The organism is Pseudarthrobacter sp. NPDC080039, assembly GCF_040702335.1.
In the GTDB taxonomy this organism is placed as follows: Bacteria; Actinomycetota; Actinomycetes; order Actinomycetales; family Micrococcaceae; genus Arthrobacter; species Arthrobacter enclensis_A.
Genome location: NZ_JBFBKY010000001.1, coordinates 231,086 through 250,915 on the forward strand (window position 1 = coordinate 231,086; position 19,830 = coordinate 250,915).

A 19,830-nucleotide genomic window follows, 5' to 3' on the forward strand; every position below is an offset into this window, starting at 1 on the left:
CGGAACCCTCTCCTTCTCTAAGTTGCTAAGGCTGGCTGGGCGCGGCGGGTCCCGGCTGGAACCGCGTGCCCTCCTTACCGCCGGCCTCCGGGGAGTCCGCAGTGGTGCCCCCGAGGGCGTTGCCGATTCCCTTCAGGGCTTCCCCGACTTCACTTGGAATGATCCACAGCTTGTTGGCCGACCCCTCTGCCAGTTTGGGCAGCGTCTGGAGGTATTGGTAGGCCAGCAGCTTCTGGTCCGGATTGCCCTTGTGGATGGCGTCAAAGACCTTCTGGATGGCTTGGGATTCGCCGTCGGCACGGAGGATGGCCGCCTTGGCCTCGCCTTCGGCCCTAAGGATGGCGGCCTGCCGCTGGCCTTCCGCAGTCAGGATGGCTGATTGTTTGGTCCCCTCAGCCGTGAGGATGGCCGCGCGTCGGTCGCGCTCGGCGCGCATCTGTTTCTCCATCGAATCCTGGATGGAGTGCGGCGGATCGATGGCCTTCAGTTCCACCCGTGAGACGCGGATGCCCCAGCGGCCGGTGGCCTCGTCCAGGACGCCACGGAGCTGTCCGTTGATCTGGTCCCGCGAGGTGAGGGCTTCTTCCAGGTTGAGTCCGCCCACCACGTTGCGCAGCGTGGTGGTAGTGAGCTGCTCCACGGCCTGGATGTAGTTGGCGATCTCATAGGTGGCGGCCCGCGGATCGGTAACCTGGAAGTACACTACGGTGTCGATGGAGACCACCAGGTTGTCCTCCGTGATGACAGGCTGCGGCGGAAAGGACACCACCTGCTCCCGGAGGTCCAGGAGCGGCAGGAGCCGGTCCACGAACGGAATCAGAATGGTCAGGCCGGGGTTGAGCGTCCGCTGGTACTTGCCGAGCCGTTCCACCACGCCGGCACGCGCCTGCGGGATGATCCGGACAGACCGGACCAAAACTATGATGACAAAGACGATCAGGACCACCAGCACAATGGCCAATGCGGTTCCGCCTGCGTTTTCCATACAACTCCTTGTTCCCCAATTGTCAGGCTGTATCTGGACCGGCAGCCGCCGTCGGCGGTACCGAAACTACTGCTGTTGCGCCGTCGATGGCTGAAACGACCACTTTCTGGCCAGCGGGAAGCACTCCCGCTGCGGAGCGGGCACTCCAGATGTCTCCGCCGATTTTCACAAGGCCGCCGTCGGAGGTCACGGCCTCCATCACCAACGCCGGCTCACCGATCAGCCGGTCCACATTGGTCCGCTGGTCGGACGGGCCTTTCTTCAGGTGGGAGAGCGCCAGAGGCCGGACGAAGGCAACCATAAGCAGTGAAACGATGCAGAAGACGACCACCTGGAGCCAGGGCTCCGCGCCGGCGAAGTCGGCGACCAGTGCGGCAAGCGAACCGCCGCCAAGCATGATGAAGAACAGGTCAAGGGTGATCATCTCGACCACCGCAAACGCCAGGAAAGCCGTGAGCCAGAGCGCCCACCAGTTTTCGCCAAGCCATTCAAACATCCCTGTTTCCCCCTTCGTCACGGGGGAGCCGCAGCCGCGAATCCGCCGGTAACTGTCTTTTCATCCTAGTCCGGGGGGTGGGGGAGTGGGCCGCTTCCCCGCAGCCGGCGGGGGATAGTAGCCAAGTCGTTATTGGGGGTTTCCGGTCCTGGGACGGAATACGGAGAGCCTGAACTTCGCCGTTGCCTTCACTGGCTCCGGAACGTCTTCCAGCCGTTCCGCTATGCGGTCGCGGTCCACGTGGTGGCCGGCGGGACCCATGAACGCGAGGTCCGCGGCGGCGTGGCGGGACAGGTCCAGCGCGATGTCGACGTCGCGGCTGCTGTCTGCCACGAAGTGCCCGGCCATCTGTTCGGCGAGGCGCTCGTCCTTCCCCTCTTCGATACCCAGCATTCCGGTCACGGCCGCGATTTCCCCGAGGTGTCCGCCCCGCGGGGTTACCACTGCCAGGAGGCCCGTGGGACGCAGGATCCGGGAAAATTCAGCGGGGTTGCGGGGAGCAAAGACAACTGTGACTGCGTCCACCGAGTTGCCGGCCACCGGAAACGGCTTCCAGATGTCCCAGACCAGGTTCACCGCCTCCGGGTTTAGCCGCGCGGCACGGCGCAGAGCGAACTTGGAGATGTCCAGGCCTGCCGCGGCAGCCTTCCGCCCCTGTCCAGCCGCCGCATCAAGGATCTCCCGCAGATAGTGCCCGGTCCCCGTTCCGGAGTCCAGCACCACCGCTCCTTCCTCCGGGAGATGAGGAACGACGGCGGCAGCCAGGGCCTGAGCCAGCGGGCGGTAGTAGCCGTTCCCCAGGAAGTCGAAGCGGGATGCCACCATCGCGGCGCTGTCCGGTTCGAAGGGCGAACCTTTTCCCACAAGGAGGTTGAAGTAGCCCTGCCGGGCGGCGTCAAAGGCGTGGCCGTTGGGGCAGGTAAGGCGGGACTGGCGCCCGGCGCCCCCTGCCAGCTGCTTCAGCGGGTGTGAGCAGACAGGACAGAGGAGGAGCAGATCCGGGGAAGGCATGGGCACCATCTTAGGGCGGCCAGTCCCTGGCGTCCCGCCTGTGACTGTGCCGGGACGCACGTTGGGTCAGGGCAGCGGGATGCCGGCAGGCCCGGCGTCGAAACCAAGGCCTTCCCGGGCCTTGCCGATGCCTGCCTCGGCCCAATGTGCCGCGTATTCCGCGTTGCTGCTCAGCGACCGCAGCTGGGCGCGGTCTATGTACAGGATGCCGTTCAGGTGGTCCGTTTCGTGCTGCACGATACGCGCCTGCCATCCGGAAAACTCACGCCGCACGGGCGTGCCGTCCGGCGCAGAATACTCCAACAGCACGGCGTCCGGGCGGGCAACCACGGCCTGGAGCCCGCTTAGCGACAGGCACCCCTCGTAGAACGACGCGAGTCCCGTTCCCACCGGCGTGTACCTCGGATTGAGGACGGCCAGGAACTCCAGCGGGTTCCGGCTCCGCACCGCCGCGGCATCGGGGTCAACATCAAACTGGTCCTCCAGGACGGCCAGCTGCAGGGGGATGCCCAACTGCGGGGCGGCAAGGCCCACCCCCGGCGCCTCATGCATAACCTCGCGCATGGTCTGGATCAGGCGGTCCAGCTGGTCCGGGGACAACTGGCCATCGAACTTGGCAGCGCGGTGGCGCAGCGCCGGGTGGCCCGCCTGGACAATCGGGGGAAGGGCGGCGCCGGACAGGATCCGCTCCACCATTGCACGGATGTCGCCGGCAGTGGCGGTGGTTTCGGGAACAACCTGGGTCATGGTGACAGCCTACTGTCGAATGCCGCTAGGGCGCCTTCGGCTAGGGTCTACTGCATGGTCCACGATCTCCTCCCACCCGCAGCCCCGCTTGCTCACGTGCTGAAATTCATCCGCGTCCTTGAAGCGGGGGGCGGAGCTGACGACATCCGGCCGTTCCTTTCCAGTTCCTTCGTCCTGACGGAGGCCCCGCACCTGCTGGCACCGGAGGGTTCCGTCCGGGGTCTGGCGGAGGTGCTGGCAGGCGCGGACCAAAGCCACGAGGTGGTGAAGGACCAGCGGTTCACCATCCAACGGACCACCTGTGAAGGGGGCCGGGTAGTAGTCGAGGCTGACTGGTCGGCCACTGTGCTGATGGACCTGCGCTACTGGGACCGGGGTGAGACCATCCGCGCCAGGACGTCCTCCGTATTTGAAGTCCTCGACGGCGTCATCGCGACCCAGGACAGCTACGACTGCTATTTCCGGTAGCCACGCCTAGGCCTGATCCCCGTGCATCGTGAAGCGCCTTGCAGTCCACCGGTTCACTGCCGGAATCGCTGCGGCGGCTCCGATGGCTTCGGTCCGGACCCTGAGGAGCGGCGCGGGCAGCGGCCTGCCCAGCATCATGTTGATCTCCGCCTGCCGGCGCGCACGGACCGCGGCCCCATGTCGGCTCTTTTCGTAGTCCCGGAGCTGCCGTCCAGTCGGTTTTCCTGCCAGGGCTGCGCGGATCAAGGGCACCAGTTCACGGGCATCCAGCCAGCCAAGGTTCATGCCCTGGCCACCGATGGGGCTGATTTCGTGGGCGGCATCGCCCAACAGCACGCACCTCCCGGCGACAGTGCGGCTGGCGAGGGTGGAGCGGACGCTGAAGGCGCTCAGCATGGAATTTGTGCCCGCGTCGGGCAGGTATCCGGTGCGGGATCGCACCAACCGGGCCAGTTCGGCGGGACAGGCCGCCGGTGGAGCCGGACGGCCCAGCCGCACCACCCAGCGTCGGACCCCGCCTGGCAACGGAAAGGACTCCACGATTCCCTCAGGTTCGAGGAACAGGACCGCGTTGTCCCCGAAGTCCGTGCCGTCGTCGAAATCCCCCATGAGGTAATGATCCGGATACATGCGGCGGACCACCGGCACGCCGAGCGCGGCGCGCAGACGGGACCGGGCGCCGTCGGCAGCGACGAGCAACGCACCGGTGGCGGTGACACTGCCGTGCGCGGCTCCAGCCCAGTCACCTGCTCCGTCCGCAACGCCCAGGGTGACCTTGCCGCCGTCGTCCTTGACGCTGGTGACGTCCGCACCCCTGACGATCGCACGGGGATCCAGGGCGTTGACGCGGTCTTCCAGGAGCTGTTCAGTCCGGAACTGCGGCAGTGCCAACACGAACGGATATTCCGGTGATACGGAATCGAACGCCATGGTCCCAACGGTTCTCCCGCCGCTGACGGCCATCCCGGCCCTGATGCGGACACCTCCCCGCACCATGTCGCCTGCCACTCCCACCCCGGCCAGCGCGTGGAGCGAAGGCGGGTGGATGCCGATGGCCCGCGTATGCCGGTTCCTGGCCTGCCGCTGTTCGAAGATCCTCACCGCCACGCCTTCCTGGAGGAGTGCAGCAGCCAGGTACAGGCCCACCGGCCCAGCGCCCGCAATCAGGACATCCGCATCCATGTCAGTCCCGGCGGAAGGACAGGACCTGGTGAAAGGCCGCGGACTTCCCAACGGACCAGCCCGGGGGAGCGGCGGCGGCCAGCTCACCAGGCCGGTAGCTCCGGCGGATGGACGTGAGCCCATCCTGGCGGATGAAGGAGCGCCGGAAGGGCAGCGCGGCCACACTGAAGAGGGCGAACGCCGCCGGGCTCCGGACCAGGTCGTTGTGCAGCGCCTTCCGGACGGCCAGGACTTCCGAATCCGCCAACAGCTGGCGAAGCTCATCCGGTGCCAGGTGGTGCAGCACGTGGTTCGAGATCACGACGTCGAACGTAGCACCTTCCTCCACGAGGTCGGTGCTGTGCGCCTGGCGGAATTCGACACCCGGGGTGGACGGCCGTCGCCTGGCAAAGGCGGCTGCCCGCGGATCGGGGTCGATGCCGGTGATGTGCAGAGGTTTGCCGTCCCTGGCGGCCCAGCGGGCCAGCATGACCGGAAGGTCACCGCCCCCGGATCCGACATCCAGGACGGTCACCGGGCTTTGGTCAGCCTTTTGGATGGTCCGCAGCTCCCTGGCATACAGTTGCCGCCAGCCCGACAGCACGCGGTTGATCACCATGAACTGCCGGTACGTGTTGTCCAGAAGCCGGGGGTCGCAGTCGGGGCGGTCCATCTGCTCGGTTTCCGCGGCAGCGCGTCGGCGGAGCAGGACGCCCATTGCTGCCGCATCCCGCTCAGGCAAGCGTGGCTTCCGCGGGTGCCCGGCCGGGGAGAAGTTCCACGTTTTCGGCGGTGTCCTCCTGGCCTGGGCTTTGGGCACCGGCGGTGGGTTGGCGAAGCTTGGTGAACAAGCCCGTCTCCACGGTCAGGCCCGGACCAAAGGCCATGGAACAGATGCGCCCGTCCCCATGCGGCTGCCCGTCCTCCATCGGTTGTTCCAGGATGTGCTTGAGGACGAACAGCACGGTGGCGCTGCTCATGTTGCCGTAGTTCCGAAGCGTCTCCCGTGCAGGAACCAGCTGGATATCGCTCAGGTCGAGCCGGGACTGCACTTTGTCCAGGATGCTGCGGCCGCCGGGGTGGATGGCCCAGTGGGTGATGGCAGCGTAGGGGAGCGCCGCCAGTTCCGGTTCCCTCGCGAGAAGAGGCTGCAGGGCCCCGACAATGTGGTCGTCGATAATGTGGGGCACGTAATTGCCGAGCACCATTTCAAAGCCGTGGTCGCCGATGTTCCATGCCATGGAGTCCTCACCGACCGGTGTGAGGACTGTTTCGAAGTGGTCCAGCTTCATCAGGGCGGTCTCCGCCACGTCCGGCCGTGCCGTCACGACGGCGGCCGCGGCGCCATCGGCGAACAGGGCGGACCCCATGATGGTGTCCGGATCATTGGAGGTGCGGACATGGAGGGAGCACAGTTCCGCACAGACGACCAGGACGACGGCGTTCGGGTCCGCCTCGCAGAAGAGCTTGGCGGCGCGGAGTGCGGGAAAGGCCGCGTAACAGCCCATGAACCCCAGGTGGTAGCGCTGGACGGCAGGGTTGAGGCCGAGTTCGCGAACCACTTTGTAGTCCGGGCCCGGATTGAAGAAACCAGTGCAGGACACCGTCACCAGATGAGTTATGTCAAGTAGATCGAATTCGGGCGCGGCCTGCAGCGCAGCGCGGGATGCCTCCACGAACAGTTTGGTGGCTTCGCGCGCAAAGATGTCGTTGCGGACCTTCGTGCTGGGATTGAGCAGCAGCCCGGATTCCTGGTCGTAGAACTGCGGATTCTCAGAGCGGCTCGTATTGGTCAGTTCCTGGACGGCAGTGTACCGGGTCTCGATCGCTGCGCTGTCAAAGCAGGTGCTGACCAGTCGTGAGCCCAGGCGTGACAGGCCGGGCTGCGCCGCAAAAACATCGCGGGCTTCGGACTGGATCAGCTTTGTCGTCGGAACTGCAGTTTCGAGTGAACGCACGTAGACCGTCATTGGTTCATTCTTGACGGGCGCCTGAAGAAAGACAATGGCTGAAGGCGTTTGACCAGGCCCGGTTGGGCTCGTCCTGCAAGGCCCGGGAGCAGGCTTTCAACCCCACTGCTCCGGCCTTCACTAAAGCGCCGATAATCTACATTATGTCAACTAACGCAGACCTGGACCGTGCGGTCCTCCGGTACCCCTCAATGGCGACGCCGGATTGAGGCGCCCACCACCGATCCGAGTCCAAGACCCAGCGCGCATCCCCAGAATGGTGATTGGAAGATGGCCAGCCCCAGGCTGATTCCCAAGGCAGCTCCTACGAGGCTGCAAATCCACAGGGCTTTGTTCACTGCGCCTCCGGTCCGAGTGGGCTGGCCTTGGCCCTGCTGTGACCTTACTGCATCCCCCTCCCCCTATCTGGCGGAAACGGGGGGCATGGCCCGGAAGTTGGGTAGCTCACACCCATGCGCGCTGCCGGTGGACGTCCTACTCTTTTGGACACGGCGGCAGGCCAGCCGGTTCTGCTGCGGGCGCGCATTGAAATAGCCTTTCCGGCCTTTCTTTTGTTCATGCAGACGGCGGCGGCGCCCGGATCTCCCTTTAGCTCCAAGGACGCCCCATGCGTGAAGTCCTCCGCCCCGTAAACTGCACCCATCCCGGTTCCACCTGTGAGGGATGCCGCTCGCTAATGCGCGACCAAGCCCTGAAGCATGCCCCCGGACGACCCGTCCTGCTGTTGCGCCCGGCACCGGTCAAGGTCCGGTCCTGTGTGGGCAATGCCGTGGCCTACACGGTGACGGACGTCCTCGTGGAATGGGACGAAGACTCCTGCTACCACCTGCGGTGGGAAGCGAGTTGGCTGGTTCGCAGGTGCAGCGGCCAACAGGCAGTGAACAGCCAGGAAGACGTACCCCTTCCCTCGCGCTTTGGGGCCATGGGACCTGCCCCCTCGCATAGGTAGGTAATACCTAACTCTTCATTGAGGTACGCGTTACGCGTGATGGGCCCGAACGCTGAAACCTATTCTCGTGTCTCCGGCCAGCCCTCACGGGCGACTCCAATGCAGTTCCCATTTGTAGGAAGAGGCCCAATGTCGAACCTCTCACCTCACTTACCAGCTGTGCAGCCACCAGTGTTCTTCGATGTCACCGGCACCCGCTGGCACAGGATCCTGAATGCTTTCCTGGCCTCAACGCTGGCCCTGGGGCTGGTTCTCGGGGTGGTGCTGCCGGCAGTTACCGCGCCGCTTCAGCATGCCCCATTGAACCAGACCCCGGACTATCCCCGTCAACTGCTTGCGCAACAGGACCTGAAAGACATCCCCCGGGTCGGGTACGACCAGGGCAATGAGATCTTCCACCGCATTGCGCTCGTGGAGCGGCGCGACGGCATCGATTACCTGAAGGATCCCTTCAGCAACCAAGTATGGCGGGAGGCAACAGCAGAGGAAGCCGCGACCATAGGAAACAAACCGTACGCCCTCGAAGCCTATGGCCTGCCTCCCGACCGCACGCTCATGCTCACCTTCGACGACGGACCGGATACTCGATTCAGCCCGGAAATCCTGGACCTCCTATCGCATGAAGGAGTGCCCGCCACCTTCTTTGTCGTCGGTCAAAATGTCGTCGAAAGTCCCGATATCATCCGCCGCATGATCCGGGAAGGCCACATGGTGGGCAACCACACCATGAGTCATATCGACTTCTGGGCGCATGACGACGCCTTCAACCGGCAAGAGATCATCGGCGAGGACCGTGTGCTGCGGGCTGTTGACAACTACGCCTCCAGGCTGTTCCGGATCCCAACCGGAAACCCTGAGAACAACACCCTCGCCCTGCTTCAGTCACAGCAACTGGGGTATCTGGACGTCAACATGGACCTGGATACCCGGGACTGGGAGTACAAGCCGGGAACCCCGATTCCTGCCCCGGAACTGGATGGACTTGGCCACGTCATGCTGGTCCATGACGGCGGCGGGGACAGGACAGCGACAATTGAAATGTTGAAGAAATTCATTCCCAAGGCCAAAGCCCAAGGGTACCGGTTTACCACCCTGGAGCCCATGCTGCCAGCTGCCTTTGTCCCCCAGCACAGCGTCACACCCGGCTTCCAGGACAGCCTGACCTTCGGCGCTCTTACTGCCTACCTGGTAACGCCGAACGTGGTACTGACCTGGTTGTTCTGGTTTGGCGTTGGGTCACTGACCATCCTGACATTCCTTTTCGTGCTGCTGGCCCTCATCAGCAATTTCAAGCAAAGGAAAAGGAAGTGGGACCCGCCCGGCTCCACGGACTGGCCATTTGTCAGTGTTGTCCTCCCGGTCTTCAACGAGGAACCGGTCGTCCGCAAGACCCTGGATGCACTCAGGGCCAGCGACTATGCGCACTTCGAAGTGGTGGCGGTAGATGACGGATCCACAGACGGCACCCTTGAGGTCCTCAGCAGCTACGCAGAGAAGTGGCCGCAGCTCCGCGTCTACACGCAGGCCAACTCGGGCAAACCCGCGGCAAGCAACTACGGCATAGCGCAGTCGAAGGGGGAAGTCATCGTGACTTTGGATGGCGACACATTGTTTGAACCGCGCACCGTCAGGATGCTGGCCCGCCATTTTGTGGCACCTTCGGGGACCAAGGAGATAGGCGCCGTGGCCGGTCACGTAAAGGTAGGCAACCGGCGTAACCTCGTGGCGGCGTGGCAGAGCCTGGAGTATCTCTCAGGCATCTGCGTCACCAGGATGGCAGAAGGCCTGATGGGTGCCATCTCCATCGTGCCGGGAGCATGCGCAGCATGGCGCAGGGAGGCGCTGGTCAAAGCCGGTGGATACTCCGATGCAACATTGGCGGAAGATGCGGACTTGACGCTGTCCCTGCAGCAACTGGGCTACAGCATCGTGCAGGAGAACAACGCCGTGGCATGGACGGAGGCGCCGCTGACGATTCGGGGGCTGTTCAAGCAGCGGTTGAGATGGACCTACGGCAACATCCAGACCCTCTACAAACACCGCTCCATGCTCTTCAACCCCAAGTTCGGTGCGCTGGGATTGCTCACCATGCCCTACGCACTGATCTCGGTCCTGGTTCCGCTCATCTTCATGCCGCTGACCGTGGGCGTAGCCGTACTGAGCCTTGCACGCGGCGAATGGCAGGCGATCGCGCTGTTTTCCGCCTTCGTCATGGCAACTCATATGGTGATCTCCGTGGTCGCGGTCCTGATGGTGCATGAGAGTCCCTCGCATCTGCTCATAGTGCCGATCTACCGGCTCATCTACGAACCCCTGCGCGCATACGTCGTATTCGGCGCAGCCCTGAGGGCACTGAGGGGATCCGCCGTCGGCTGGTACAAACCCCAGCGGACCAACAGCGCCGTACTGCCATCCTCCATTGCCGACAACCACCCACTCTCCCCCACCTCCGTGTGACATGTCAGCGCTGCAAAATACGCGTCTAAAGCGGTGGGGAGCGCCCCTTCTGGCGCTGGCTTTCGTCCTGACAGGCTGCGCGGGCACTCCGGCGGGCGGCCAGGGACCAAACGAACCAACTCCAGTGCCGGCCGCCGGCTGGTTCGGAGGCTACCTTGACGTCACAGTGCCGCCGGGGCCGGTCCTGGAGAACGCCGCTGGCGGACGGGCCACGACGCTGCTCGCCTTTGTCACTGCCGACCCCGCGCAGCAGTGCGTTCCTTCCTGGGGCGGAACCGTCAGCCTCGATGAAGCGGCCAGGACGCTGCAGCTCGATGACAAGATCCGGAAGTTCCGGGCGGCAGGCAATGACGTTGCGGTCTCATTCGGTGGTCAACGCGGACCGGAACTGGCAACCGTCTGCCAGGACGCCGCCGCTCTCGCGGATGCCTATACAACTGTCATCAACCGCTATTCACTGAACGTAGTGGATCTGGACGTGGAAGGGCAGGCAGCCGACCCCGTCGCGGCCAAAGCGCGGGCAGAGGCTCTGGCCCGGATCCAGGCTCAAAGGCCCAAGGGCAACCCCCTGCGGGTCTGGCTGACACTCCCCGTGGCAAGGGATGGCCTCGGCAGCAAGGGTAAGGACAACGTGAAGGCGATGCTCTCCGCCGGGGTGGAACTCGCGGGCGTGAACATCATGACCATGAATTTCGGCCCACTCCGGGAGGGAGAGAGCATGCTCGCAGCGTCACAACTTGCAGCTGAGGCCACGCACCAGGACCTGGAGCAACTGTATTCCGGCGCCGGCAAACCCGCCGATGCCGGAAAGATCTGGCAGGGCATCGGGCTCACTCCCATGGTGGGCGACAACGATGTGGCGGGAAATACTTTCTCCGTGCAGGATGCGTCAGGCCTGAACAGCTTTGCGCGCGAACGGGGCATCGGCCGGCTGTCCCTTTGGTCCATCAACAGGGACAACGGATGCAGCCCGCTGGCGGCGGATGGGCCCCCGGGGCCATCAGCTGACTGCAGCGGCGTCGAGCAGGACGCCGGCGACTTTACCAGGGCGCTCAGCAACAGTTTCACCGGCAGCAGCCAATGACGGGACCGCAGAACACCTCCAGCCCGGACCGGCCGGCCCGCGCATCCGCCAGGCGGCGGGTCAAACCCGGCCTGGCGGCGGCAGTCTCATGCTGCCTTGCGCTGGCGGTCGATGCCTGCACCGGGACAGCCTCCCATGGCGGGGACGAATCAGTGCGGACAGACGTTGTTGTCACGGCCTACACCTGGTTCGACAACACACCTCCTGGCTCTGCCCTCATCAGCAACCCCGTGCTCCACAAAACGGCCGGGGGTACGGGGACGTACTCTGATCCGGTGACTCTCGCCGTCGGGCATTCCCGTTCCACTGGTGAGGACGTCCTCGACATTCCGGCAGGCACGCGGATCTACCTCCCGGACGTCCGCCGCTATTTCATCGTTGAAGACACCTGCGGGGACGGGCCAAGACCTGAAGAAGGCCCGTGCCATACCGGCGCCGCGAAATTCGGGAATGCTTCACTGTGGATCGACATGTGGATCGGCGGAAAGGATGAGTCAGGCTCCTTCGTCCGAAACTGTGCACGGAAGGCGACAGGAATCACAACTGCGATCGTCAATCCGCAGGACCACTATCCTGTGGCGTCCGGTCACGGCGTTATTCATGACGGCAAGTGCGATGCCGGGTATGGAAAGGGCGTGGCCGGGAAGTAGGCGCGTGGAAGTCCGGCTGCGCATCGGCCGCTAAGCTCGAAACCATGAGTTCCTTGAAAACCACGCCGGCGAAATCCACCTCAGTGAAGGCGGTACTTGCGGCGGTGGCAGCGGACATCCTGCTGATCCTCGCGTTCGCTGCGATAGGCCACGATGCGCACCACCGCGAGGAGGCCGTCCTGGGCGTACTCCAGACGGCATGGCCTTTCCTGGCAGGCGCGGCTGCGGGATGGATCGCATCCCGGGCCTGGCGTGCACCCTTGTCCTTCCTCCGGGCAGGTGTTCCGGTATGGCTCGGCAGCCTGGTCGGGGGCATGCTCCTCCGGGCACTGACTGCACAGACCGTTGTGCTTCCTTTCATCATCGTGGCCACCCTGGCCCTGGCCGTGTTCCTGCTGGGCTACCGTCTTTTGGTGGCGGGCTTTGGCAGGCTCCGCAAAAAATAGCCGCCGGAACCGCAGCAGGGGCGGCCGCCGCGAAATGTCGCCCGTGTAATAGGCTGGTGCAGAGAAAACCTGCCGGGCCCTGCCGCGGCGGAACTGATTGAAGGGGTTCAAACGTGGTTACCGCATTTGTTCTGATCAAGACTGACGCCGCACGCATTCCGGAGACGGCAGAGGAGATCTCGGCCATCGAGGGCATTAGCGAGGTCTATTCAGTGACGGGTGAATGGGACCTGATTGCGGTGGCACGCGTGCACCGGCACGAGGACCTTGCCGACGTCATCGCCGACCGCCTCTCCAAGGTTCCCGCGGTAGTCCACACCACCACACACATCGCGTTCCGGGCTTACTCGCAGCACGACCTGGACGCTGCGTTTTCGCTGGGCTTCGAACAGTAAGCTGCCCACCGTTGGAGACCCCGGAGACTTTTCAGGCGCGGGATAGGGAAACCCAACGGTCCAGGACGGCAGCGGCAGCACCGGTGTCGATCGACCGGGCCGCCCGCGCGTAGGCGTTCTGCATCCGGGCAAGGAACGGACCCTCGGCGTCACTGTCGAATGCGACCAGACCGGCGGCGGCGTTTACCAGCACTGCGTCCCTCGCCGGGCCCTCTTTGCCGGCCAGTACGTCACGGACAACTCCTGCGTTGGCCGCAGCATCGCCGCCCCGCAGCTGCTCCACCGTGGCAAGTCTGATTCCGAGGTCCTGCGGGGAGAAACGCAGTTCGTTGACGCTGCCGTTCCGGATCTCCCAGACAGTGGAAGGCCCGGTCGTGGTGAGCTCGTCCAGGCCGTCGTTGCCGCGGAACACCAGTCCCCTGCTCCCCCGCCGGGCCAGGACGCCCGCCACCAGCGGCGCCATGCGGGCGTTGGCCACGCCTACGGCCGAGGCCTGCACATTGGCAGGGTTGGTCAGCGGTCCCAGAAAATTGAATGCAGTGGGGATGGCCAGTTCGCGGCGCGGGACCGCGGTATGCCGGAATGATGGGTGGAAGACCTGCGCAAAGCAGAACGTGATGCCGGCCTCTTCTGCGTTGCGGACCACCTGGTCGATGGTCAGGTCAAGCCGCACCCCCAGGGCCTCGAGCACGTCCGCCGATCCCGACGACGACGACGCGGCACGGTTGCCATGCTTGACCACCTTTGCCCCGGCACCGGCCGCGACGAGGGCGGCCATGGTGGAGATATTCACGGTGTTAAGTTGGTCACCACCCGTGCCGACGATGTCGAGTTTTTCGCCGGAAATTGCCACGGGCCTGGCGTGGGAAAGCATCGCCTCAACGAGGCCCGACAGCTCGTCCACCGTTTCGCCCTTGGCGCTGAGGGCTACCAGGAATCCGGCGATCTGGGCGGGCGTCGCTTCCCCGGACATGATGGTATCCATGGCCCAGGAGGTGTTCTCCGCTGTGAGGTCGGTGCCCTTGATCAACGCGGAGATCAGCCTGGGCCAGGTGTTGCCGGACGCTGCAGATGCCAGTGAAGTCACCTGCTGATGCTATCTACCCATGCGGTGCACTGACCAATGTGAACGGGGTCCGGAACTTTTCCGGGCAATTTCGCGTCTTTGTAGAAAAAGTCCCCCGAAAAGGCGGTTTGCGTTGGGCAGCACGGACTTTTACAGACATAATGTCTATGTGACATCTGCGACCCATGCCCCCAGTACCCCGGCGCACCCAACGCTGAATCGCCCCAACATGGTTTCCGTCGGAACCGTTGTGTGGCTCTCCAGCGAGTTGATGTTCTTCGCCGGTCTCTTTGCCATGTACTTCACGCTCCGCTCCACCAGCGGGCAGTTGTGGGCGGAAGAGACAGCCAAGCTCAACTTCCCCTTTGCGCTCGTTAACACGATTGTCCTCGTGGCCAGTTCCTTCACTTGCCAGATGGGAGTCTTCGCTGCAGAGCGGCTACAGCCCCGACGTACCGGAGGTGCACTGCAGTTCGCCCGCTGGGGAATGAACGAATGGTTCACCCTTACGTTCCTTATGGGCGCGTTCTTCGTTGCCGGCCAGACCACCGAGTACGCCATGCTGGTCTCGGAGCATGTCTCGCTCTCCTCCAACGCCTACGGTTCCGCCTTCTACATGACCACAGGCTTCCACGGCCTCCACGTCATCGGCGGCCTGATCGCCTTCCTGCTCATCATGGGCCGGTCCTTCGCCGCGAAGAAGTTCGGACACTTCGAAGCAACATCCGCGATCGTCACTTCTTACTACTGGCACTTCGTTGACGTCGTGTGGATCGGCCTCTTCCTGGTCATCTACGTACTCAAGTAGCCAGCTTTGATTCTTTTTCTACAAGAGGCAGAATTTCAGGTAGCGGCTCCCGGAGCCGGCGCAGGATCGAATAAAGGAACCACCACGTGAAGGCACTCTCACAAAAGCGGCGTCACCCACTTGCAGCAATAGCGCTGCTTCTGATGGGGCTACTCGTCACGGGTGGGCTGTACGCCGCGGCAACCTCCATGAATGAGGCCAAGGCGAGCACCACCACCGCAAGCGCAAGCGACGTCGAAGAAGGCGGCAAACTGTTCGCCGCCAACTGCGCCACCTGCCACGGTATGGGCGCGAGTGGTTCCAAAGATGGCCCTTCACTCGTGGGCGTTGGCGCAGCTGCAGTTGACTTCCAGGTGGGCACCGGCCGCATGCCGATGCAGATGAACGGTCCCCAGGCCATGAAGAAGCCGGTCCAGTTCAATGAGCAGCAGACCTCACAGCTTGCAGCCTACGTAGCTTCCCTGGGAGCCGGCCCGGCAATTCCTGCGGACGACCTGACAAATGGTGGTGGTGACGCCGCAAAGGGTGGAGAGCTCTTCCGCACCAACTGCGCCATGTGCCACAATGCCGCAGCAGCTGGCGGTGCGCTGACCCAGGGTAAATTCGCACCGGCCCTGGCCGATGTCACCGGTAAGCACATTTACGAGGCCATGGCTACCGGCCCCCAGAACATGCCGGTGTTCAACGACGCCAACATCAGCCCTGAAGGCAAGAAGGACATCATCACCTTCCTGAAGCAGATCGAGACCACCGGTTCGCCGGGCGGTGCCGACCTCGGCTCCCTCGGCCCGGTTGCCGAAGGCCTGTTCGTATGGGTTGCTGGTCTCGGTGTGATTATCGCTTTCACCATCTGGCTGACCTCCCGCACGTCCTGACGTTTCGGCGGGAACAACACACTTCTGCTGCCCTGTCAGCAGCTTGAAATTAGAAACTAACCCGGCGAGAGTCGGGACGAGAGAAGGATGAGGCGAATTATGGGCAACCATAGTGACGGCAGTCCGAACCACTCGGGCACCGTAGCTACGGCTGGTCAGAATGAGGTGGAGAGGTTCCAGGATCCTGGAATTCCCCCGCATCGTTTGCGCCTGGCTGACACGGACCCGAAGGCCGCAAAGCGGGCAGAACGGCAGGTCGCCTTACTGTTTGGCATATCTGTTGTTGGAACCCTGATCTTCCTGGTGGCGTACTTCGCCATTGATCTGGGCAACGACTCCAGCATTGCCACTATCCGGCTCCAGAACGCCCTGCTCGGCATAGGCACTGCCTTCGCCATGCTGGGCATCGGTACCGGCATCGTGCACTGGGCCAAGGCCTTGATGCCCGATCACGAAGTCTCCGAGGAGCGCCACGCGATCCGCTACGAGGAGGACCGCCAGGCTGCTGTCCGCATCGTCGACGACATCGTCGAGGAAACCGGCATTAAGCGCCGCCCGCTGATCCGCAACACCCTCCTGGGTGCTGTAGCGCTTGCTCCGCTTCCCGCGGTTGCCATCTTTGGCGATCTTGGTCCGCGGCCTGACGACAAGCTCGCACACACTATGTGGGCTCCCCAGGACGGAAAGCTCAAGCGACTTACCCGCGACCCCGACGGAACTCCCATCAAGGCCTCGGATGTCACCATCGGCTCCGCCTTCCACGTGATCCCGGAGGGCCTGAACGAGCTGCAGGAAGGCAAGCTCAATGAGAAGGCCAAGTCTGTTGTCCTCCTCATGCGCCTGGATCCTTCGTCGCTGCATCCCTCCAAGGGACGCGAGCAGTGGGGTTACAACGGCATCGTTGCCTACTCCAAGATCTGCACCCACGTCGGTTGCCCCGTTGCTCTGTACGAGCAGCAGACGCACCACCTGCTGTGCCCGTGCCACCAGTCCACCTTTGACCTCACGCAAGAGTGCAAGGTGATCTTCGGCCCCGCCAGCCGTCCTCTCCCCCAGCTGCCCATCGCAGTTGATGACGAGGGCTACCTCGTCGCTACCAGCGACTTCCATGAACCCGTAGGACCAAGTTACTGGGAGCGTGATGAGCATGAGCGCAACATCAACGGCTGAACCCGCTTTCGTCGCTAAAACAAAGGCGGGCCGGTTTACCGACTTTGTTGATTCCCGCGTCGGCGGTTCCGGCATCCTTCGCGAATTCGGCCGCAAGGTCTTCCCGGACCACTGGTCGTTCATGTTCGGTGAGGTGGCGCTGTACTCCTTCGTCATCCTGCTGCTGTCGGGTACTTTCCTGACGTTTTTCTTCGACCCGTCCATGGCCGAGACGCATTACGACGGTTCCTACACGCCCCTCAAGGGCGTGGAAATGTCGGTGGCGTACAGCTCGTCCCTGAATATCTCGTTTGATATCCGCGGCGGCCTGTTCATGCGCCAGGTGCACCACTGGGCTGCGCTGCTGTTCGTGGCATCCGTAGCGGTCCACATGCTTAGGGTGTTCTTTACCGGTGCCTTCCGCCGTCCGCGTGAAATGAACTGGGTTGTCGGCAGCGTGCTGCTGATCCTGGCCATGGCAGCCGGCTTCACGGGCTACTCCCTTCCCGATGACCTGCTTTCCGGCAACGGCCTGCGAATCATCGACGGTGTTATCAAGTCCATCCCGGTTATCGGCACCTACATCTCCTTCTTCCTGTTTGGCGGAGAGTTCCCGGGCACGGCCATCATCAGCCGCCTGTACACGCTGCACATCCTGCTGGTACCGGCCATGATCCTGCTGATGATCGTCCTGCACCTGTTCATGGTGGTCATCCACAAGCACACGCAGTACCCCGGTCCTGGCCGCAACGACAACAACGTTGTGGGCTACCCTCTCGGTCCTGTGTACGCAGCGAAGGCCGGCGGCTTCTTCTTCATCGTGTTTGGTGTCCTGGCCCTGATGGCTGCGTTCTTCACCATCAACCCCATCTGGAACTACGGTCCGTACGACCCCTCCCCTGTTTCGGCCGGCACTCAGCCTGACTGGTACATCGGCTTCGTTGACGGTGCACTCCGCTTGATGCCAGGCAACCCGTTCGGCTGGCACGTTGAGCAGGTCTGGTTCGGACATGTGTTCACCTTCAACGTGCTGCTGCCGGCACTGGTGCCGGCTGGGATCCTGTTCACCGTCATGTTCACGTACCCGTGGATCGAGCGCTGGGTCACCAAGGACGACCGGGAACACCACGTCCTTGACCGTCCGCGCAACGCACCCACCCGCACCGCCATCGGTGTGGCCGGCTTCGTCTGGTATTGCGTCATGTGGGCCGCTGCAGGTTCCGACCTCATCGCAACGCACTTCCACGTTTCGCTGAACGACGTGACGTACTGGCTCCGTGCACTGTTCTTCATCGGACCGATCATCGGGTTCATTGTCACCAAGCGTGTGGCCCTTGCACTGCAGCGCAAGGACCGGGAAATCGCACTGCACGGCCGTGAGACCGGACGTATCGTCCGACTCCCGCACGGCGAGTTCATCGAAGTCCACGCGCCCCTGGACGAGTACAAGCGCTACAAGCTGGTTGGCTTTGAGTCGCCGCAGGTGATTCCGGCCCAGCCCAACGAGCACGGCGTCGTCACCCGCAAGGAAAAGCGGCGCGCCTTCCTCTCCCGCTGGTTCTTCGAGGACCGCGTTGCCCCGGCAACGCCTGCTGAGCTTGAGGCAGCCCACGGCCACGGCCACGAAGCTGTTGAAGCCGCAGAGGGAAGCAAGAGCCTGACGCACTAATCCCCAGTGTGGACAGGAAAGGCCCGATCCATTCAGGATCGGGCCTTTTCTGCGTTGCCGGGCCGGCAGGGAGCTGTAGAGCCCGCCAGTATCGCGGTCGTTGGAGGACCCTGCCAGGCCACGCTTGAAGAGGGCGGCGGCGGTGCTGCCGGGTAAAGGGCTAGTGGTTGCGGGCGCGCCTGGCTCCGGGCCGCTGCAGAGGCACCCAGAGTTTGTACCGGTCCGCGCGGTAGTACGAAACTGAGTAGTCCACCATGGCCCGTGCAACGAACGCGTGCCGCTGGATTTTCAACAGCGGCGCCCCCACCTCAACATTCAGCAGCCGGGCAGTGGAGGGCGAAGCGGCGGTCGCCTCGATCATGTCCTCTCCCCACTCCATAACCAGGCCGAACTGTTCGCTGAGCACGTTGTACAGCGACGTGGGCGGCTCGCCGTCTAGCAGCCCGGGAACGCGGTGCGCCGGAATGAAGTTTTCGTCCACGCTCATGGGCTCGCCGTCCGCAAGAAGCAACCGCCGGAAGCGGACCAGCGGGGTCCCTTCATCCAGCTGCAGTTCGCGGGCAAGGAACGCGCTGGCGCCTATTTGTTCGAAGCTAAGCACCTTGGCCGCCGGAACCATGCCGCGACGCTGCATCTCTTCGCTGTAGGAGGTCAGCTTCACCTGGAGGTCTACCTTGGGCCGCCGGACAAACGTCCCCAGGCCCACTACGCGTTCGATGACTTCCTCCCCCACCAAGGCGTCAATGGCCTGCCGGACTGTCATCCTTGCCAGGCCGAAACGCTCGGCAAGATCGCGCTCGGATGGAAGAGCCGAGCCGGGAGGGCAGGACTCCGCGATGAACGTACGAAGAATTTCACGCAGTTGAACGTATATGGCGGTCCCACTGGTGCGATCTATCTCGCCCGTAATGGCCGTGGCGCCAGCTGCCATGGTTTCTCTCCTGCTTTCGGTTTTGCAGCCAATTCTAGAACGGTCTAGACCAGCGCGGCGACCACGGCAGTCTTTAGTGAGGCCACCCAGCTCCCGCTATATTTGATGAGGAAATTTCGCAATAGACGGGCGGGGGCCGTCGTTTCAATGTAGGGAGTCCCCTTGCTAACAGAGAAGGCCGTGGTGGCAGCACCTGTGGGCCTGCATGCCCGTGCTGCCGCGGTATTTGTCCGCGCCGTCACCGACACCGGGCTTCCGGTCACCATCAGCAAGGCCGGCGCCGCCAAGGTGGACGCGCGTTCCCTGCTGCAGGTGATGACTGCCGACTTCCCCCATGGGTGCGAGGTAGAGCTGTCCGTCAGCGGGCACGTCCTGCAGGACGCTCTGGCGCATCAAACCGCACTGGACGCACTCCGCGGCATCCGCGAACTCCTGGAGTCGCAGGGAGCCCCCTAAAGGCTGCGGAAACCGCAAAAACGACCTCGGGCCCCACCAATGGTGGGGCCCGACGTC

Annotated in this window: 21 protein-coding genes; 12 read left to right on the plus strand and 9 right to left on the minus strand. The window is 63.6% G+C overall.

All coding sequences use genetic code 11. The features are described 5' to 3' along the window. Window positions 1-25: 25 nt before the first annotated feature. The 4 genes from AB0313_RS01060 to AB0313_RS01075 all read right to left on the minus strand — a co-directional run bounded on the left by AB0313_RS01060 (window position 26) and on the right by AB0313_RS01075 (window position 3,239). A complete protein-coding gene (locus tag AB0313_RS01060) occupies window positions 26-985 on the minus strand; it encodes an SPFH domain-containing protein (RefSeq protein WP_307305510.1) in 960 nt (319 codons plus the stop codon). Window positions 986-1,007: 22 nt separating this feature from the next. Continuing rightward, window positions 1,008-1,481: an NfeD family protein gene (locus tag AB0313_RS01065; protein WP_141941407.1), complete on the minus strand. Its 474-nt coding sequence runs from the start codon at window positions 1,479-1,481 to the stop codon at window positions 1,008-1,010. 129 nt (window positions 1,482-1,610) lie between these two features. Continuing rightward, window positions 1,611-2,492, minus strand: a complete 882-nt coding sequence (locus AB0313_RS01070; protein WP_307305505.1) for a putative RNA methyltransferase — start codon at window positions 2,490-2,492, stop codon at window positions 1,611-1,613. A 66-nt stretch (window positions 2,493-2,558) separates the two neighbouring features. After that, complete coding sequence (locus AB0313_RS01075) at window positions 2,559-3,239, minus strand: peptide deformylase (RefSeq protein ID WP_307305502.1); 681 nt, start codon at window positions 3,237-3,239, stop codon at window positions 2,559-2,561. 54 nt (window positions 3,240-3,293) lie between these two features. Between AB0313_RS01075 and AB0313_RS01080 the strand changes: the two genes are divergently transcribed. Then, window positions 3,294-3,707: a nuclear transport factor 2 family protein gene (locus tag AB0313_RS01080; protein WP_307305499.1), complete on the plus strand. Its 414-nt coding sequence runs from the start codon at window positions 3,294-3,296 to the stop codon at window positions 3,705-3,707. A 6-nt stretch (window positions 3,708-3,713) separates the two neighbouring features. On the opposite strand, the gene AB0313_RS01085 is transcribed toward AB0313_RS01080, so the two are convergent. From AB0313_RS01085 to AB0313_RS01095, 3 genes are read right to left on the minus strand one after another with little or no spacing between them, the layout of a single operon-like run. Next, window positions 3,714-4,889, minus strand: a complete 1,176-nt coding sequence (locus tag AB0313_RS01085) for an NAD(P)/FAD-dependent oxidoreductase (RefSeq protein WP_366303035.1) — start codon at window positions 4,887-4,889, stop codon at window positions 3,714-3,716. 1 nt (window position 4,890) lies between these two features. Then, complete coding sequence (locus AB0313_RS01090; protein WP_366303247.1) at window positions 4,891-5,586, minus strand: class I SAM-dependent methyltransferase; 696 nt, start codon at window positions 5,584-5,586, stop codon at window positions 4,891-4,893. Between the two features lie 16 nt (window positions 5,587-5,602). Continuing rightward, window positions 5,603-6,838, minus strand: coding sequence for a type III polyketide synthase (locus AB0313_RS01095; RefSeq protein ID WP_141941422.1), 1,236 nt, complete (start codon window positions 6,836-6,838; stop codon window positions 5,603-5,605). A gap of 676 nt (window positions 6,839-7,514) precedes the next feature. Here AB0313_RS01095 and AB0313_RS01100 point away from each other — a divergent pair. From AB0313_RS01100 to AB0313_RS01125, 6 genes are all read left to right on the plus strand, one after another. Next, window positions 7,515-7,787: a hypothetical protein gene (locus AB0313_RS01100; RefSeq protein ID WP_366303037.1), complete on the plus strand. Its 273-nt coding sequence runs from the start codon at window positions 7,515-7,517 to the stop codon at window positions 7,785-7,787. A 129-nt stretch (window positions 7,788-7,916) separates the two neighbouring features. Further along, complete coding sequence (locus AB0313_RS01105; protein ID WP_366303039.1) at window positions 7,917-10,244, plus strand: bifunctional polysaccharide deacetylase/glycosyltransferase family 2 protein; 2,328 nt, start codon at window positions 7,917-7,919, stop codon at window positions 10,242-10,244. Between the two features lie 124 nt (window positions 10,245-10,368). After that, complete coding sequence (locus AB0313_RS01110; RefSeq protein WP_141941428.1) at window positions 10,369-11,328, plus strand: chitinase; 960 nt, start codon at window positions 10,369-10,371, stop codon at window positions 11,326-11,328. Continuing rightward, window positions 11,325-11,978 (plus strand): hypothetical protein, encoded by a 654-nt coding sequence (locus tag AB0313_RS01115; protein ID WP_366303041.1) that lies wholly within the window; start codon window positions 11,325-11,327, stop codon window positions 11,976-11,978. The genes AB0313_RS01110 and AB0313_RS01115 overlap by 4 nt, the downstream gene beginning before the upstream one ends. A gap of 44 nt (window positions 11,979-12,022) precedes the next feature. Further along, entirely contained in the window at window positions 12,023-12,424 is a 402-nt protein-coding gene (locus AB0313_RS01120; RefSeq protein WP_366303043.1) for a DUF3054 domain-containing protein, read from the plus strand. A gap of 113 nt (window positions 12,425-12,537) precedes the next feature. Next, on the plus strand, window positions 12,538-12,819 hold the full coding sequence (locus AB0313_RS01125) for an Lrp/AsnC ligand binding domain-containing protein (RefSeq protein WP_043456257.1): 282 nt from the start codon (window positions 12,538-12,540) through the stop codon (window positions 12,817-12,819). Window positions 12,820-12,850: 31 nt separating this feature from the next. On the opposite strand, the gene trpD is transcribed toward AB0313_RS01125, so the two are convergent. After that, on the minus strand, window positions 12,851-13,906 hold the full coding sequence (trpD, locus tag AB0313_RS01130; protein WP_141941432.1) for an anthranilate phosphoribosyltransferase: 1,056 nt from the start codon (window positions 13,904-13,906) through the stop codon (window positions 12,851-12,853). 208 nt (window positions 13,907-14,114) lie between these two features. Here trpD and AB0313_RS01135 point away from each other — a divergent pair, with 208 nt between their 5' ends. From AB0313_RS01135 to AB0313_RS01150, 4 genes are all read left to right on the plus strand, one after another. Then, entirely contained in the window at window positions 14,115-14,693 is a 579-nt protein-coding gene (locus tag AB0313_RS01135) for a heme-copper oxidase subunit III (RefSeq protein ID WP_141941434.1), read from the plus strand. Window positions 14,694-14,779: 86 nt separating this feature from the next. Next, window positions 14,780-15,568 (plus strand): cytochrome c, encoded by a 789-nt coding sequence (locus AB0313_RS01140; protein ID WP_307311810.1) that lies wholly within the window; start codon window positions 14,780-14,782, stop codon window positions 15,566-15,568. A 99-nt stretch (window positions 15,569-15,667) separates the two neighbouring features. Continuing rightward, a complete protein-coding gene (locus AB0313_RS01145) occupies window positions 15,668-16,738 on the plus strand; it encodes a Rieske 2Fe-2S domain-containing protein (RefSeq protein ID WP_366303046.1) in 1,071 nt (356 codons plus the stop codon). Further along, complete coding sequence (locus AB0313_RS01150; RefSeq protein ID WP_141941440.1) at window positions 16,716-18,386, plus strand: ubiquinol-cytochrome c reductase cytochrome b subunit; 1,671 nt, start codon at window positions 16,716-16,718, stop codon at window positions 18,384-18,386. The genes AB0313_RS01145 and AB0313_RS01150 overlap by 23 nt, the downstream gene beginning before the upstream one ends. A 160-nt stretch (window positions 18,387-18,546) precedes the next feature. Here the strand turns inward: AB0313_RS01150 and AB0313_RS01155 are convergent, their stop codons facing one another. Next, a complete protein-coding gene (locus AB0313_RS01155; protein WP_141941442.1) occupies window positions 18,547-19,317 on the minus strand; it encodes a GntR family transcriptional regulator in 771 nt (256 codons plus the stop codon). Window positions 19,318-19,479: 162 nt separating this feature from the next. On the opposite strand from AB0313_RS01155, the gene AB0313_RS01160 reads away from it, so the two are divergent. After that, window positions 19,480-19,773, plus strand: a complete 294-nt coding sequence (locus tag AB0313_RS01160; RefSeq protein WP_366303049.1) for an HPr family phosphocarrier protein — start codon at window positions 19,480-19,482, stop codon at window positions 19,771-19,773. Window positions 19,774-19,830 lie beyond the last annotated feature (57 nt).

What these genes read in the sequence shown, in the direction of transcription:
- AB0313_RS01060 (WP_307305510.1), bottom strand. Translation starts at nt 985, where the DNA reads ATGGAAAACGCAGGCGGAACCGCATTGGCCATTGTGCTGGTGGTCCTG.
- AB0313_RS01065 (WP_141941407.1), bottom strand. Translation starts at nt 1,481, where the DNA reads ATGTTTGAATGGCTTGGCGAAAACTGGTGGGCGCTCTGGCTCACGGCT.
- AB0313_RS01070 (WP_307305505.1), bottom strand. Translation starts at nt 2,492, where the DNA reads ATGCCTTCCCCGGATCTGCTCCTCCTCTGTCCTGTCTGCTCACACCCG.
- AB0313_RS01075 (WP_307305502.1), bottom strand. Translation starts at nt 3,239, where the DNA reads ATGACCCAGGTTGTTCCCGAAACCACCGCCACTGCCGGCGACATCCGT.
- AB0313_RS01080 (WP_307305499.1), top strand. Translation starts at nt 3,294, where the DNA reads ATGGTCCACGATCTCCTCCCACCCGCAGCCCCGCTTGCTCACGTGCTG.
- AB0313_RS01085 (WP_366303035.1), bottom strand. Translation starts at nt 4,889, where the DNA reads ATGGATGCGGATGTCCTGATTGCGGGCGCTGGGCCGGTGGGCCTGTAC.
- AB0313_RS01090 (WP_366303247.1), bottom strand. Translation starts at nt 5,586, where the DNA reads ATGGGCGTCCTGCTCCGCCGACGCGCTGCCGCGGAAACCGAGCAGATG.
- AB0313_RS01095 (WP_141941422.1), bottom strand. Translation starts at nt 6,838, where the DNA reads ATGACGGTCTACGTGCGTTCACTCGAAACTGCAGTTCCGACGACAAAG.
- AB0313_RS01100 (WP_366303037.1), top strand. Translation starts at nt 7,515, where the DNA reads ATGCGCGACCAAGCCCTGAAGCATGCCCCCGGACGACCCGTCCTGCTG.
- AB0313_RS01105 (WP_366303039.1), top strand. Translation starts at nt 7,917, where the DNA reads ATGTCGAACCTCTCACCTCACTTACCAGCTGTGCAGCCACCAGTGTTC.
- AB0313_RS01115 (WP_366303041.1), top strand. Translation starts at nt 11,325, where the DNA reads ATGACGGGACCGCAGAACACCTCCAGCCCGGACCGGCCGGCCCGCGCA.
- AB0313_RS01120 (WP_366303043.1), top strand. Translation starts at nt 12,023, where the DNA reads ATGAGTTCCTTGAAAACCACGCCGGCGAAATCCACCTCAGTGAAGGCG.
- AB0313_RS01135 (WP_141941434.1), top strand. Translation starts at nt 14,115, where the DNA reads ATGGTTTCCGTCGGAACCGTTGTGTGGCTCTCCAGCGAGTTGATGTTC.
- AB0313_RS01145 (WP_366303046.1), top strand. Translation starts at nt 15,668, where the DNA reads ATGGGCAACCATAGTGACGGCAGTCCGAACCACTCGGGCACCGTAGCT.
- AB0313_RS01150 (WP_141941440.1), top strand. Translation starts at nt 16,716, where the DNA reads ATGAGCGCAACATCAACGGCTGAACCCGCTTTCGTCGCTAAAACAAAG.
- AB0313_RS01155 (WP_141941442.1), bottom strand. Translation starts at nt 19,317, where the DNA reads ATGGCAGCTGGCGCCACGGCCATTACGGGCGAGATAGATCGCACCAGT.